We start from the raw sequence: 13320 nt of genomic DNA on the forward strand, positions 1-13320 counted from the left end.
CCGTTCGAATCATCAAAACCTCCAAAATGAGGCTTGAATCACTCAAAGGGCGAAAGTGGAATCCTGATTCTCAACAACCCCTAGTTTGATATAGCCGCGCCTGTAAAATCTATATTGCATTTTCATTTCAAGATTGAGACGACACGGCAAACAACGCGGCCAGATCTGCGCCGCAGCGCCAGTGGGCAGAGGCGCACGGATCAATCTGCCGCAACCCACAACCGATGCTGAAACCTTTGGCTGGCCTGCGGCGTTGAATGGCAAAGGAGAACGCGGATGTCGATCCACTTCACGGTATCGGAACTGAGAAGAAATCTCTTTCATTCCCTCGGACTGGATCACCAGCGCGTGCCAAGGCGGCTCAATCCCGAGCAAAGCTTGCTGCTGGAATGCTATCTGGCCGGGCAGATTCCGGAATCGGCCTGGAACGACTACGTCTTCGAGACACCCGATCTGGCGCGGCATGCCGAAGCACGGCGCATGAAGCACTGACCGTTGGGGCAATCCTGGACAGGGCCTGGCGGAGGCCGAAGCCTGCGCCCATTGCCATCCTCCGGCGAGCGATCTGTGGGAGCTACTGTTTGGGAGACACGAACTGCAATGTGAACACGTTACCGGCAATCCCTTGCGCCAGCGTTGGCGAAAGCGTCAGGGGCGTGCAGTTCTTCACTGCCGCGCTTGCCGCGTCGATGAACGATTTTCGCGCCTTGTCGTCGCCGGCCACCTTGGCGGCGGTAGGCCGGGGCGGGCCGAGTAGCGTGCCGTCCCGCTTGAAGCTGAAGCTCAACGTCACACTGGAATTTCCGGCATCCGCCGGGGGCGTCCAGCACGCCTGAATCGCCGCCCCGACTTCGTCCATGGTGTTGAGCGGGGCAGCTGCCAATGGGTGGGTGACACCCGCCGACATCATGCCCGCAATCGCCAGTCTGGCAACGCCTTTCATTGCAAGCCCTCATCCTCGCCTCCAACGGCGAATCCGTGATGGACCACTGAAATGGATGGTAGGGCCAACGTCGGCAATGACAATATCTCCCGGCAAAAAGTTGGCCTCGAAGCGCTGATGCTGGACGCATCGCGTGCGGCCGTCACGCCTATCTCGGCGATGACGTCAAAAAGCAAAAAGGCCGGCATTGCGCCGACCTTTCCTTTCGCCTCGACATCGCGCCAGTACATCCGTGGTCGCGGCCGAGAGCGAATTGCCTCCAATAGACAGGCTAATGGTAAACGAAATCTAAATGCGCGCGTAGTCCAAGCACGATGACGAGAAATCCGATCTTGCTAAAGGCCGACAGGGTGGCACCTCATGTCTATGCGACCGCTCTGAGCGCAGCTTCCGCCAGTGTTCCCAAACCGGCACATTCTGCGCAGACGACGCTCGTCCCCGGACAACCAATCCGATGGGTTCCTTGCGGGCAGCAATGCCCGTATGACGCGTGCCATCTCGAGCACTCGAAAACCTTGCCGCCGCCGTGGCAGCGCGGACATACCGTGTTCACCGAAGTCATTTCTACTTTTCATCCGACCCAAAATCCGCGCTGCGGCGCGGGGTACCCCGCGCCGCAAGTAACAGGAATTGCTGCGCTTTCAACCGTCATGGCCTGACTTAAATTGGGTGCATTCGCGCATTCGAGATGGTCGGGCTTTTCGCAGACACGCCGATCCTCTCGCACGCAGTTAGATGCGCGCAGTCAAAAGGGAGCTCCGGAGAAGAGTGCTTGAACGCTGTTTGACATTTGGGGAGCAACGACCGAGCCGCTGTTTCATTGGTACGCCCAAGGGGAATCGAACCCCTGTTCCCGCCGTGAGAGGGCGGTGTCCTGACCGCTAGACGATGGGCGCGCTCAAGAACCGGCGATATAGGCTGACGGCTGGGAAAAAGCAACTGGGGTTCGGCGAGCTTTGCCACATCGCGCAAAAGTCGGCCGCAGGCTTACCGCTTCGGCTCGACCAGGTCCCAGAGATTGCCGTGGAGATCGGCGAAAACCGCCACTGTGCCGTAGGGCTCGAAGCGCGGCGCCTCGCGGAATTCGACGCCCTTCTCCAGCATCGCCGCATGGTCGCGGGCAAAGTCGTCGGTTTCGAGGAACAGAAACACCCGGCCCCCGGTCTGGTTGCCGATACTTTTCGTTTGCGTCTCGTTGGCAGCCTCGGCCAGAAGCAGCCTGGCCCCGTGCCCCCTGGCCGGCGCGACCGTGACCCGGCGCTTGCCGCCACCGAGATCGACGTCCTCGATGAGCAGAAAGCCCAGCCGCCCGACATACCAGGCAATAGCCTCGTCATAGTTGGCGACGACCAGCGCAACGGTCGCCACCCGGCGCTGTTCGGTGAACCCGGCCACTTGTTGCGGCACGCTCATTTGTTGCGGATCGCAAACTGCCCGATCAGCCTGCGCTCCGCGATATCGTAGATGAAGATCGTCCGGCTGCCGTCGGCGAGCTCGGCATCGATGGAGACGCGGTTTCCCGACAGCGATTGGCTGACCACCTTGGAGCCGACCGGCAGCACGATGTCTCCGCTGGCCGGCTCGCCGGCGGGCGTCTGGATGTCACCAGCCAGCGGCGGGTTCGCCGGGGGCACCTTGCGTGATTTGTAGACAATCGCCGCGATCACCACCATAAGGGCCAATAGCAGCAGGCCGAGATTGATGGCCATGAAGCGGATGAGCTTGCCGCGCACCTTTTCGATCTCGGGTTCGAGCGGCTTTTCCCTGCCTTCAACGACTTGGTCTTCCTCGGCGGTTGGGCTGGCCATGGCAAATATTCCGGAACGGTTTTTCGATGAGCGCTCATAGCGAAGAGGCCCCTGAATTGATAGAGGACCAATTCAGCGGGCCCCCAACCGTGCTGGTTGCGGGCGCGGATGCGGCCGGTCAGCGCCTCGACCAATGGCTGGCCGCCCAGTTTGCCCCCGATCTTTCGCGCAGCCGCGTGCAGATGCTGATCAGGCAGGGCGCGGTTTTGATCGACGGCAAGCCTGTCGTCGAGACCAAGCGCAAGATGATGCCGGGCGAAAGCGTGTCGATCGCCATGCCGGAGCCCGAGCCGGCCGAGCCGCAGGGTGAGAACATTGCGCTCGATGTGCTCTATGAAGACGACGAGTTGATCGTCATCAACAAGCCGGCCGGACTTGTCGTGCATCCCGGCGCCGGCAACTGGACCGGCACGCTGGTCAACGCGCTGATCCATCATTGCGGCGACAGTCTTTCAGGCATAGGCGGCGTGCGCCGGCCAGGCATCGTGCACCGCCTTGACAAGGAGACCAGCGGCGTCATGGTGGTGGCCAAGACCGACCGCGCCCATAAGGCGTTGTCGGAAGCCTTCGCCGATCACGGCCTGACCGGCGATCTCGAACGCGCCTATCTGGCGCTGGTCTGGGGCATACCGCAAAGACCGACCGGTACGGTCGAAGCGCCGCTCGGGCGCGCCGCCGACCGCGTGCGCCGCGCTGTCGTGCCGGAAGGGCGCGGCGATGCTCGCCATGCCGTCACCCATTTTGCCGTGCAGGAGCGCTTCGGCGGGGAACAGCGGGAATTCGCCGCCGCCAGCCTCGTCGAATGCCGGTTGGAGACCGGCCGCACCCACCAGATCCGCGTCCATATGGCCCATATCGGCCACCCAGTGATCGGCGACCCTGATTATGGCCAGGCGTTCCGCACCAAGGCCAACCGGTTGCCGGAACCGCTGAGAAGCCAGGTGAAGGCATTTCCCCGACAAGCTTTGCATGCCTGGCTCCTTGAATTTCGCCACCCCACTACCCATTTAACGATGAGGTTCGAGGCGGCGATCCCGAGGGACATGGAGGAACTTGTCGGCGGCTTTCGTAAACTCTGAACCTGACACCAGGAAGCTTCAGCACAGCCATCAAAAAACCTGACCCGCGTTGTTCACTTCAGCGTGACACACTGTTTCGCGTTGAACAAAAGCTGTCGTTTCTGGTTTTGTTCCTGTATACATCCGATGTCGCGGGTGAGCCGTTTGGTGCTCGCGTCACATGCCCGCCGCGTTTCGGGGGCATCACTCCAATAGAGAGGGGGCGCTATCATGGCCCAGTCACTACCCAGTATCGTTTCCGGCGAAGGCGGCCTCAGCCGCTACCTGGAAGAAATTCGTCGCTTTCCCATGCTTCAGCCGCAGGAAGAGTACATGCTCGCCAAGCGTTATGCCGAGCATGAGGACACGTCCGCCGCGCACAAGCTCGTCACCAGCCATCTCAGGCTCGTCGCCAAGATCGCCATGGGCTATCGCGGTTACGGCTTGCCGATCGGCGAGGTGATCTCGGAAGGCAATGTCGGCCTGATGCAGGCTGTCAAGAAATTCGAACCCGAGCGTGGCTTCCGTCTCGCGACCTATGCCATGTGGTGGATCAAGGCCTCGATCCAGGAATATATCCTGCGCTCGTGGAGCCTGGTCAAGATGGGCACGACCGCCAACCAGAAGCGTCTGTTCTTCAACCTGCGCAAGGTGAAGGGCAAGATTCAGGCGCTGGACGACGGCGATCTCAAGCCCGAACAGATCGCCGAGATCGCCACGAGGCTGAACGTCTCGGAAGCCGAAGTGGTGTCGATGAACCGTCGCCTGTCGGGCGATGCCTCGCTCAACGCCCCGATCCGGGCGACGGAAGGCGAGTCCGGCGAATGGCAGGACTGGCTGGTCGATGACCACGAAAGCCAGGAAGAGATGCTGATCGAGCAGGACGAGCTGGAAAACCGGCGCGGCATGCTGTCAGGCGCTCTTGCCGTGCTCAACGAGCGCGAGCGGCGCATCTTCGAGGCCCGTCGCCTCGCCGACGAGCCGCTGACGCTGGAAGAGCTGTCGGCCGAGTTCGACATCAGCCGCGAGCGCGTGCGCCAGATCGAGGTGCGCGCCTTCGAGAAGGTGCAGGACGCGGTCAAGGCCGCCGCCAAGCGCCAGACCCAGGCGCTGCGCACCATCGAGGCACAACCGGCGGCGTAAAGCCGGGTTCGGCAGTGAGATACAATGGCGGCGTCAGGAAACTGGCGCCGCCGTTTTTTTGGAGGTTCGGTCAACCGCGACGGCGAACTTCATCCTTTGGCGTAGCGCCGCGCGACTTCCCAGAAAGCGGAATGTCCCCTGCGAGCGCTTCCCTATAGCCCATCCAGCGGGAACTTCAGATACCGCCTTCCATTGGCCTCCGGCTCCGGCAGCCGGCCGCCATTCATGTTGACCTGCAGCGCATGCAGGATCAGCCTCGGCATCGGCAATGTCTTGTCGCGCGCCTCGCGCAAGGCGACAAAATCGGCCTCGTTGCGCGCGGCTACGAGGTGGATATTGCCGATCCTCTGCGCCGCGATCGTGCTTTGCCACAAAGGCGCGCGGCCGCCCGCCTGATAGTCATGGCCGACGAAGACGCGCGTTTCGTCCGGCAACGCCAGAATATCCTGGATCGAGCGCCAGAGCCGCGCGGCACTGCCGCCGGGAAAATCCGTCCTGGCCGTGCCGCTGTCGGGCATGAACAGAGTGTCGTGCACGAAAGCGGCGTCACCGATTACATAGGTGATCGAGGCCAATGTGTGCCCGGGTGAGAACAGCACCTTGACCGGAAGAGTTCCGATCCGGAACGTCTCGCCTTCTGAAAACAGCCTGTCCCACTGCGACCCGTCGGCGGGAAAATCCGGCCAGTTGTAGATCGCTTTCCAAAGTTTCTGGACCTCGACGACCCTGTCGCCGATTGCCGTCGGCGCCCCGGTCTTTTCCGTCAGGTAATGTGCGGCCGAGAAATGATCGGCATGTGGATGGGTGTCGAGAATCCACTCGAGTTGCAGCCCGTTTTCCCGGATGAAATCGAGCACGGCATCCGCGCTCTTCGTGCCCGTCGCCCCGGATTTTTCATCGAAGTCGAGGATCGGGTCGATGACGGCGCAACGCTTCGTCGCCTGGTCGGCAACGACATATTGGATCGCCCCGGTCGGCTTGTCGTAGAAGCCGCTGACCTGCGGCCTGGCCAAAGCTATGTCCAATTCCGGCTCCCTCAACCCCGGCCAACAGGAATGATTTTTCCTGACGGCGCCCGAGAAGAGCATGGTTGTCTTCCCGAGCACCCCAGTCAAGCGTCACCTGGCCCGCAAGCGCGAGAAAGCCAAAATTGCTGCTGGGCGCCGATTAGGCGGACGGTTGCTTGGTCTTCCTGAGATAGGGCAGGATCGTCTCATAGGCGCCAAAGCGCTTGATCGCGTCCTCGTTGGAGACGGCCGCGGTGATGATGACGTCCTCGCCCTGCTTCCAATTCGCCGGCGTCGCCACCTGGTGCTTGGCGGTCAGTTGCATGGAATCGACCGCGCGCAGGATCTCGTCGAAGTTGCGGCCCGTGGTCATCGGGTAAGTGAGCACCAGCTTGATCTTCTTGTCCGGGCCGATGACATAGACCGAGCGCACGGTGGCGTTGTCGGCCGGAGTGCGGCCTTCAGAGGTTTCGCCGGCACCGCCCGGCAGCATCTCGTACAGCTTGGCGACCTTGAGGTCCTTGTCGCCGATCAGCGGATAGCGCACCGAATGGCCGGTCGCCGTCTTGATGTCGTCCTGCCATTTGCCGTGGCTTTCGACTGGATCGACCGAAATGCCGATGATCTTGACGTTGCGTTTCTTGAACTCGCCTTCGAGCCCGGCCATCGTGCCAAGCTCGGTCGTGCACACCGGCGTAAAGTTTTTCGGGTGACTGAACAAGATCGCCCAGCCGTCACCGATCCATTCGTGAAACTTGATCGTCCCTTGCGTGGTCTCGGCGGTGAAGTCCGGCGCAATATCGTTGATACGGAGGCTCATGGCACATTTCCCCTTTGAACAGATCGCGTCGGGCGAGAGCGGCAATCAAGGCTGCGGTTAAAGCATTCGCGCTCCGACATCTCCGCATCTTAGCGCAAAAATCGTGACCGCAAGATAATATGAAACTCTTGTCGTCGTCAGAATGGGTATTTTTATGCTGCGGGCAGCCGGATGAGAGCCTCTCGACCGGCCCGGGAAGGCTGCGCGCTCAGGCCTTGTTGATCGCCAGCGTCGTCGCCAGATCTTCCATGCGCTGCGCCAGCGCGCCAAGCGCATCGGTCAGCATGTTGTCGTTCTTGTCGGCCTTGGTCAGCGCGTCGTCGCGCGTCTTGCGCAAGGTCAGCACCTCGCTTTCCATGCCCTTGACGCGCTTCTGCAATTCCGAAAGCTCGTCCATTACCATGATGCCGGCCATGACGGTGAGCCGCTGGTCACCGATCTCGCCGAACGAATCCTTCAGGTGCGAGACATAGCGGTCGAAGCGTTCGGCAAGGTCGATCAGATGCTCTTCCTGGCCTTCGTCGCAAGCCATGCGATACTGCTTGCCGTCGATTGAAACCGTGACCTGTGCCATTGGCCTACCTGTCCAACACAGCGCGGATGGTTTCCATGGCGGTCACCAGTCGTCGCGACACTTCCTTGTTGGCATCCTCCAGCCGTTCGGCGCGCGCCTCGGAATTGTCGAGTTCCTGCGCCAGCCGGGAGCGGTCGGCGTTCATGCGCTGCACCTCGGCCTCGGCTTCCGAATAGTCGCGCTCGTGCTCGAGCTTGGCTGCCACGGCATTTTCCAGCCCTTCCATGGCCTTGCCCAGCCTGGCGATGACTTCCTTGAGCGTGGTTTCCCCGGTCATGGCTTTCGTCCTGCCCTGCCCATCACCGAATCGTTCGCGTTCAGAACGCGTTATCCAGGAAACATTAGGCACCGGGTGAAGGCGACGTCAACAAAGCTCTCGCGACTGTCCCCCGCTAACGCTAATGTAGGCCGCCCGCGGCTTCACAAGACCGGCAAATATGCACCCGATTTGTTGACTAAAAGCCCGCGCCTGCTATGTGTCGCGCACCCTTTTCAAGGGCTCTCCCAAGCCCCCAAACTCCCACCCTGGAGGAACCATGACGTCGCGCGAACAACATGACCGGATGGCAAATGCAATCCGTTTTCTGTCCATGGACGCCGTCGAGAAGGCGAATTCCGGCCATCCCGGCCTGCCCATGGGTTGCGCCGACATCGCCACCGTACTGTTCACGCGCTTCCTGAAATATGATGCCAAGGCCCCGCACTGGGCCGACCGCGACCGCTTTATCCTGTCGGCCGGCCATGGTTCGATGCTGCTCTATTCGCTGCTCCATCTGACCGGCTATGAGGACATGACGATCGACCAGATCAAGCATTTCCGCCAGCTTGGCTCGAAGACGGCGGGCCATCCCGAATACGGCCACGCCACCGGCATCGAAACGACCACCGGCCCGCTCGGCCAGGGCCTTGCCAATTCGGTCGGCTTCGCGCTCGGCGAGCGCATCATGAACGCCGCCTTCGGCAGCGACCTCGTCGACCACTACACCTATGTGCTGGCCGGCGACGGCTGCCTGATGGAAGGCGTCAGCCAGGAAGCCATCGCGCTTGCCGGGCACCTCAAGCTCAACAAGCTGATCGTCTTCTGGGACAACAACAACATCTCGATCGACGGTCCGGTGTCGCTGGCCGACAATACCGATCAGGTTGCCCGCTTCCAGGCCTCCGGCTGGAACGCCAGCCACATCGACGGCACGGATCCCGAAGCCATCGCCTATGCCATCGAGGCCGCCCGCCATTCCGACAAGCCGACGATGATCGCCTGCAAGACGACGATCGGCTTCGGCGCGCCGACCAAGGCCGGCACCAACAAGGCGCACGGTTCGCCGCTCGGCGCCGACGAGATCGCCGGCGCGCGGAAATTCTTCAACTGGGATTCTCCGCCCTTCGAAATTCCGGCCGACATCCTCGACGCATGGCGCACCGCGGGCAGGGCCGGCGTCAAGGCGCGCACCGACTGGGAGGGTCGCCTGGCCAAGGCCGACGCAACGCTGAGGGCCGAGTTCGAGCGCCGCACCGCAGGCAAGCTGCCGTCCAATTTCGACGCCGTCATTGCCGACTACAAAAAGAAGCTCTCCGCCGACAAGCCGAAGGTCGCCACCCGCAAATCGTCCGAGATGGCGCTGGAAATCATCAATGGCGCCGTGCCGGAAACGATCGGCGGCTCCGCCGACCTGACCGGCTCCAACAACACCAAGACCAGCCAGACCAAGAACATCACCCCGGACGATTACGGCCAGCGCTATGTCCATTACGGCATCCGCGAGCATGGCATGGCCGCCGCGATCAACGGCCTGACGCTGCATGGCGGCCTCATCGCCTATGGCGGCACGTTCATGTGCTTCTCCGACTATGCCCGTCCCTCGATGCGGCTTGCCTCGCTGATGGGCATCCGCTCGATCTTCGTCATGACCCACGATTCCATCGGTCTGGGCGAAGACGGCCCCACCCACCAGCCGGTCGAGCATATGGCGGCGCTACGCGCCATTCCCAACCACAATGTCTTCCGCCCGGCCGACGCGGTGGAAACCGCCGAATGCTGGCAGCTGGCCCTTGAATCCGAAAAGACGCCGTCGACCCTGGCGCTGACCCGCCAAAACCTGCCGACGGTGCGCACCGAATTCTCGGCCAAAAACCTCAGCAGCCAAGGCGCCTACGAACTGGCCGCGGCCAGCGCCGAGGCGGCGGTGACGATCTTCGCCACCGGCTCCGAGGTGGAGATAGCGCTTGGCGCCAGGGACCTTCTGGAAAAACACGGTCATCCGACTCGTGTCGTCTCCGTGCCTTGCTTCGAACTGTTCGACAAGCAGAGCGATGATTATCGCAGCAAGACGATCGGCAACGCACCGATCAAGATGGCGATCGAGGCAGGCATCCGCCAAGGCTGGGATCACCTGATCGGCAGCGACGGCATCTTCATCGGCATGACCGGCTTCGGCGCCTCAGGCACCATCGAACAGCTCTACCCGCATTTCGGCATCACCGCCGAAGCGGCGGCCGAGGCAGCCGAAGCCCGCCTGCACGGCAAATAAGGAATTGAGGACGCCAGTTCACGCAACCGCACCCGGCGATTTCGTCGGCTGGCCCAACCCAATCGATTTAAATCCATGCCTTGGATGGCTGGATTCTTCGGCCGTCCGCCGCTATGAAGCTGCGGACCAAATTACCTCCAGCTCCCAGGGAGAGAAAAATGACCGTCAGAGTTGCCATTAACGGATTCGGCCGCATCGGCCGCAACATCCTGCGCGCCATCCATGAATCCGGCCGCAAGGATATCGACGTCGTCGCCGTCAACGACCTCGGCCCGGTCGAGACCAACGCGCACCTTCTGCGCTACGACAGCGTGCACGGCCGCTTCCCGCACGAAGTGTCGGTTTCCGGCGACCAGATCACGGTCGGCAAGGAAACGTTCAAGGTCACCGCGATCAAGGATCCGACGCAGCTGCCGTGGAAGGAGCTGGGCGTCGACATCGCGCTCGAATGCACCGGCATCTTCACCGCCCGCGACAAGGCCGCCGCGCACCTGACCGCTGGCGCCAAGCGCGTCCTCGTCTCGGCGCCGGCCGAAGGCGCCGACCTCACGGTGGTCTACGGCATCAACCACGACAAGCTGACCAAGGACCACATCGTCATCTCGAACGCGTCCTGCACAACCAACTGCCTGGCGCCACTGGCAGCCGTGCTGCACGAGACGGTCGGCATCGAAAAAGGCATGATGACGACGATCCATTCCTACACCGGCGACCAGCCGACGCTGGACACCATGCACAAGGACCTTTACCGCGCCCGCGCCGCCGCCCTTTCGCAGATCCCGACCTCGACAGGTGCGGCCAAGGCAATCGGCCTCGTGCTGCCCGACCTCAAGGGCAAGCTCGACGGCATCTCGATCCGCGTGCCGACGCCGAACGTCTCGGTCGTCGACTTCAAGTTCATCGCCAAGCGCCCGACCACGGTGCAGGAGATCAACGACGCGGTGATCGCCGCTTCCAACGGCAAGTTGAAGGGTATCCTCGGCGTTACCCATCACCCGAACGTCTCGATCGACTTCAACCACGATCCGCGGTCCTCGATCATGGCGCTCGACCAGACCAAGGTCATGGACGGCAACTTCGTTTCGGTGCTGTCCTGGTACGATAATGAATGGGGCTTCTCCAACCGCATGGGCGACACCGCTGTCGCCTTCGGCAAGACGATCGCCTGATCGCCCGGACCTCGCTCAAGAACATCAAACGCCCGGCCCTGGCCGGGCGTTTTTCGTTGGGGCGGCCATCCTTTCGTCATCCACGGGCGGAGCAAGGAGCGTAGCGACGCAGCGCAGTACCCGAGGATCCATGCCGCGACCTCAGAATATGGTCACGATGCAGAATTCTGCTCCGCTGCGTTCCACGACCACACACAGGATTCCAGGGTCGCCGCGACAGAGCTTCGCTCCTGCTCCACCCTGGAATGACGACGCTTCGGCCAAAAAACCGCCCTCCCGCCTTGCGCCGGCCATGCCTTCGCCCCACTCTTCCTTGAATCGAGAGAAGAGGAAGGGGACAAATCACGGATGGAGCATGCGATCTATCTCGTCACGCTGGTCGGCACAGCGCTAGTCGTCGCCGCCGCTTTTTCGAGCCTGATCGCCTTCCGCTTCGGTGCCCCTCTCCTGCTGCTGTTTCTCTGCATTGGGCTCGCTACCGGAACCGACGGCCTCGGCATCCACTTCGACAATGCCCGCATCGCTTATTTTGCCGGCTCACTGGCGCTGGCCGTCATCCTGTTCGATTCCGGTTTCGGCACGCCGCTCAACGCCTTGCGGCAGGCGGCAGGCCCGGCGCTGTCGCTGGCGACCTTCGGCGTGCTTATCACCACCGGTCTGTTCGGCGCCGCCGCCTATTATCTGCTCGACTTGAGCTGGCTGGAATCGTTCCTGCTCGGAGCCGCCGTCGCCTCCACGGACGCCGCCGCGGTGTTCTTCCTGCTGCGTGCCGGCGAGATCAACCTGCGCGAGCGCGTACGCTCCACCCTTGAGGTGGAATCCGGCACCAATGATCCGATCGCCATCTTCCTGACCATCACGCTGGTCGAGGTCATCGCCGCGCACGCCAATCCCGAGGCCAATGTCCTGGTCACCAATCTGGTCCTCGGCTTCCTCGTCAACATGGGTCTGGGCGCCGTCGTCGGCGTGCTTGGCGGCCTCGCCATCGTGCGCCTCGTCGACCGGCTCAATCTCGACCATGGGCTGCTGCCGATCTTCGTGCTGACCCTGTCGCTGATGGTCTTCGCCGCTGCCGGAGCCATCGGCGGTTCGGGTTTCCTCGCGGTCTATCTTGCGGGTCTCGTCGCGGGCAATTCCGACATCCGCGCCGTTACCATCCTGAAGCGCTTCCAAGACGGCATGTCGTGGCTGGCGCAAATCATCATGTTCCTCATCCTCGGCCTGTTCGCGACGCCTTCGCAATTTCCGGCGATCATGGTGCCCGCCATTTTGCTTGGACTGTTCCTGATGTTCGTCGCCAGGCCGATCGCGGTCTGGCTCTGCCTGATCCCGTTCCGTATGCCGCGCCCCGAGGTCGCCTTCATATCCTGGGTCGGCCTGCGCGGCGCGGTCTCGATCCTGCTCGCCATCACGCCGCTGCTCGGCGGGCTGGAGAACGGCCGCGTCATCTTCAACGCCGCCTTCATCATCGTCCTGGTGTCCCTGGTCATCCAGGGCTGGACGGTCGGCCCGCTGGCCCGCCGTCTCGGCCTGATCGTGCCGGCGCGGCTGGGACCGCTTGACAAGGTCGAGCTCGAACTGCCGGGCTCCGCCCATCACGAGCTTCTCGCCTATCGCGTCGCGCCGGGCAGTCCGGTGGCGCGCGGCGAGCGCATTCCGCGCTGGGCACGGCCCTCGCTGGTGCTGCGCGATGGCCGCTCGATGCGCTTCCAGGACATGGGCCGGCTCACCGCCGGTGACCAGGTCTACATCTTCGTACCGGATCGCTACCCGCGCCTGCTCGACAAGCTCTTCGCCAGCCGCGCTGTCGTCGATCCCGAAGACGCCGATTTCTTCGGCGCCTTCGCCGTCGACCCGGCGCGTTCCGCTGCCGAACTTGAGGCCGCTTATGCGCCTGGCCTGACCGAAGCGGAGCAGAAGCTCACCGTCGGTGCCTTGGTCACAACGCGGCTCGGCGGCCATGCCGAATATGCCGACCGCGTGCTGATCGGTCCGATCGAACTGATCGTGCGCGATGTCGACGACAAGGGCCGGATCACCGGGCTCGGCCTTTCCTTCGAGCCGACCGCGCCGGTGGCGCGCGTGCCGGTATTCCTCAGCGCCGGCGAGATCGGCGACCGTATCTCTGCCTTCATCCGCGGCTGGCGCAAGCCGGCCTTGGCCCCGATGGCAGAGGCCCGAGCGGACCAGCACGAAGCGCCGGAGCCAACAGTGGAAAAGGCACCGACCGAGGGCTGATTTGCGGCGATCGCGTGTGCTGCCCTCATTCG

General features: G+C 62.6%; 14 protein-coding genes and 1 tRNA gene. 7 read left to right on the forward strand and 8 right to left on the reverse strand.

Features of this window, described 5'->3' with window-relative positions; all coding sequences use genetic code 11:
* Nucleotides 1–276 precede the first annotated feature (276 nt).
* Nucleotides 277–492 carry a hypothetical protein gene (locus NKJ26_RS26885; protein ID WP_352600194.1) on the forward strand — a complete coding sequence of 72 codons (216 nt, stop codon included), beginning with the start codon at nucleotides 277–279 and terminating at the stop codon, nucleotides 490–492.
* 82 nt (nucleotides 493–574) lie between these two features.
* Here the strand turns inward: NKJ26_RS26885 and tolA are convergent, their stop codons facing one another.
* Entirely contained in the window at nucleotides 575–943 is a 369-nt protein-coding gene (gene tolA / locus NKJ26_RS26890; RefSeq protein ID WP_352698301.1) for a cell envelope integrity protein TolA, read from the reverse strand.
* A 51-nt stretch (nucleotides 944–994) separates the two neighbouring features.
* Here tolA and NKJ26_RS26895 point away from each other — a divergent pair, with 51 nt between their 5' ends.
* Nucleotides 995–1261: a hypothetical protein gene (locus tag NKJ26_RS26895; RefSeq protein WP_352600198.1), complete on the forward strand. Its 267-nt coding sequence runs from the start codon at nucleotides 995–997 to the stop codon at nucleotides 1259–1261.
* Between the two features lie 503 nt (nucleotides 1262–1764).
* Here NKJ26_RS26895 and NKJ26_RS26900 read toward each other — a convergent pair.
* From NKJ26_RS26900 to NKJ26_RS26910, 3 genes are all read right to left on the reverse strand, one after another.
* A tRNA-Glu gene (locus NKJ26_RS26900) sits at nucleotides 1765–1839 on the reverse strand.
* Between the two features lie 91 nt (nucleotides 1840–1930).
* On the reverse strand, nucleotides 1931–2338 hold the full coding sequence (locus NKJ26_RS26905; RefSeq protein WP_352698363.1) for a VOC family protein: 408 nt from the start codon (nucleotides 2336–2338) through the stop codon (nucleotides 1931–1933).
* Nucleotides 2339–2352: 14 nt separating this feature from the next.
* Nucleotides 2353–2751, reverse strand: a complete 399-nt coding sequence (locus NKJ26_RS26910) for a fimbrial protein (protein WP_352600200.1) — start codon at nucleotides 2749–2751, stop codon at nucleotides 2353–2355.
* A gap of 26 nt (nucleotides 2752–2777) precedes the next feature.
* Here NKJ26_RS26910 and NKJ26_RS26915 point away from each other — a divergent pair, with 26 nt between their 5' ends.
* Both NKJ26_RS26915 and rpoH read left to right on the forward strand, forming a co-directional pair.
* Nucleotides 2778–3830, forward strand: coding sequence for an RluA family pseudouridine synthase (locus NKJ26_RS26915; protein ID WP_352600202.1), 1053 nt, complete (start codon nucleotides 2778–2780; stop codon nucleotides 3828–3830).
* A gap of 210 nt (nucleotides 3831–4040) precedes the next feature.
* Nucleotides 4041–4952 (forward strand): RNA polymerase sigma factor RpoH, encoded by a 912-nt coding sequence (rpoH, locus tag NKJ26_RS26920; RefSeq protein ID WP_352600204.1) that lies wholly within the window; start codon nucleotides 4041–4043, stop codon nucleotides 4950–4952.
* 152 nt (nucleotides 4953–5104) lie between these two features.
* On the opposite strand, the gene NKJ26_RS26925 is transcribed toward rpoH, so the two are convergent.
* The 4 genes from NKJ26_RS26925 to NKJ26_RS26940 form a co-directional block, all read right to left on the reverse strand.
* Nucleotides 5105–5977: an MBL fold metallo-hydrolase gene (locus tag NKJ26_RS26925; protein WP_352698302.1), complete on the reverse strand. Its 873-nt coding sequence runs from the start codon at nucleotides 5975–5977 to the stop codon at nucleotides 5105–5107.
* 142 nt (nucleotides 5978–6119) lie between these two features.
* The gene (locus NKJ26_RS26930) at nucleotides 6120–6779 is read right to left on the reverse strand and encodes a peroxiredoxin (protein ID WP_027023480.1); all 660 of its coding nucleotides are present in this window, start codon (nucleotides 6777–6779) and stop codon (nucleotides 6120–6122) included.
* 208 nt (nucleotides 6780–6987) lie between these two features.
* Complete coding sequence (locus NKJ26_RS26935; RefSeq protein WP_027023481.1) at nucleotides 6988–7353, reverse strand: cell division protein ZapA; 366 nt, start codon at nucleotides 7351–7353, stop codon at nucleotides 6988–6990.
* A 4-nt stretch (nucleotides 7354–7357) separates the two neighbouring features.
* On the reverse strand, nucleotides 7358–7630 hold the full coding sequence (locus NKJ26_RS26940) for a DUF4164 domain-containing protein (RefSeq protein ID WP_023763725.1): 273 nt from the start codon (nucleotides 7628–7630) through the stop codon (nucleotides 7358–7360).
* Nucleotides 7631–7889: 259 nt separating this feature from the next.
* On the opposite strand from NKJ26_RS26940, the gene tkt reads away from it, so the two are divergent.
* From tkt to NKJ26_RS26955, 3 genes are all read left to right on the forward strand, one after another.
* The gene (tkt, locus tag NKJ26_RS26945) at nucleotides 7890–9881 is read left to right on the forward strand and encodes a transketolase (RefSeq protein WP_352600210.1); all 1992 of its coding nucleotides are present in this window, start codon (nucleotides 7890–7892) and stop codon (nucleotides 9879–9881) included.
* Between the two features lie 158 nt (nucleotides 9882–10039).
* Nucleotides 10040–11050 (forward strand): type I glyceraldehyde-3-phosphate dehydrogenase, encoded by a 1011-nt coding sequence (gap, locus tag NKJ26_RS26950; RefSeq protein WP_352600212.1) that lies wholly within the window; start codon nucleotides 10040–10042, stop codon nucleotides 11048–11050.
* A 348-nt stretch (nucleotides 11051–11398) separates the two neighbouring features.
* Nucleotides 11399–13288: a potassium/proton antiporter gene (locus NKJ26_RS26955; RefSeq protein WP_352698306.1), complete on the forward strand. Its 1890-nt coding sequence runs from the start codon at nucleotides 11399–11401 to the stop codon at nucleotides 13286–13288.
* Nucleotides 13289–13320 lie beyond the last annotated feature (32 nt).

This window comes from Mesorhizobium sp. M0152 (assembly GCF_040322415.1).
Lineage (GTDB): Bacteria > Pseudomonadota > Alphaproteobacteria > Rhizobiales > Rhizobiaceae > Mesorhizobium.

What these genes read in the sequence shown, in the direction of transcription:
- NKJ26_RS26885 (WP_352600194.1), top strand. Translation starts at nt 277, where the DNA reads ATGTCGATCCACTTCACGGTATCGGAACTGAGAAGAAATCTCTTTCAT.
- tolA (WP_352698301.1), bottom strand. Translation starts at nt 943, where the DNA reads ATGAAAGGCGTTGCCAGACTGGCGATTGCGGGCATGATGTCGGCGGGT.
- NKJ26_RS26895 (WP_352600198.1), top strand. Translation starts at nt 995, where the DNA reads ATGGATGGTAGGGCCAACGTCGGCAATGACAATATCTCCCGGCAAAAA.
- NKJ26_RS26910 (WP_352600200.1), bottom strand. Translation starts at nt 2,751, where the DNA reads ATGGCCAGCCCAACCGCCGAGGAAGACCAAGTCGTTGAAGGCAGGGAA.
- NKJ26_RS26915 (WP_352600202.1), top strand. Translation starts at nt 2,778, where the DNA reads ATGAGCGCTCATAGCGAAGAGGCCCCTGAATTGATAGAGGACCAATTC.
- rpoH (WP_352600204.1), top strand. Translation starts at nt 4,041, where the DNA reads ATGGCCCAGTCACTACCCAGTATCGTTTCCGGCGAAGGCGGCCTCAGC.
- NKJ26_RS26930 (WP_027023480.1), bottom strand. Translation starts at nt 6,779, where the DNA reads ATGAGCCTCCGTATCAACGATATTGCGCCGGACTTCACCGCCGAGACC.
- NKJ26_RS26935 (WP_027023481.1), bottom strand. Translation starts at nt 7,353, where the DNA reads ATGGCACAGGTCACGGTTTCAATCGACGGCAAGCAGTATCGCATGGCT.
- NKJ26_RS26940 (WP_023763725.1), bottom strand. Translation starts at nt 7,630, where the DNA reads ATGACCGGGGAAACCACGCTCAAGGAAGTCATCGCCAGGCTGGGCAAG.
- tkt (WP_352600210.1), top strand. Translation starts at nt 7,890, where the DNA reads ATGACGTCGCGCGAACAACATGACCGGATGGCAAATGCAATCCGTTTT.
- gap (WP_352600212.1), top strand. Translation starts at nt 10,040, where the DNA reads ATGACCGTCAGAGTTGCCATTAACGGATTCGGCCGCATCGGCCGCAAC.
- NKJ26_RS26955 (WP_352698306.1), top strand. Translation starts at nt 11,399, where the DNA reads ATGGAGCATGCGATCTATCTCGTCACGCTGGTCGGCACAGCGCTAGTC.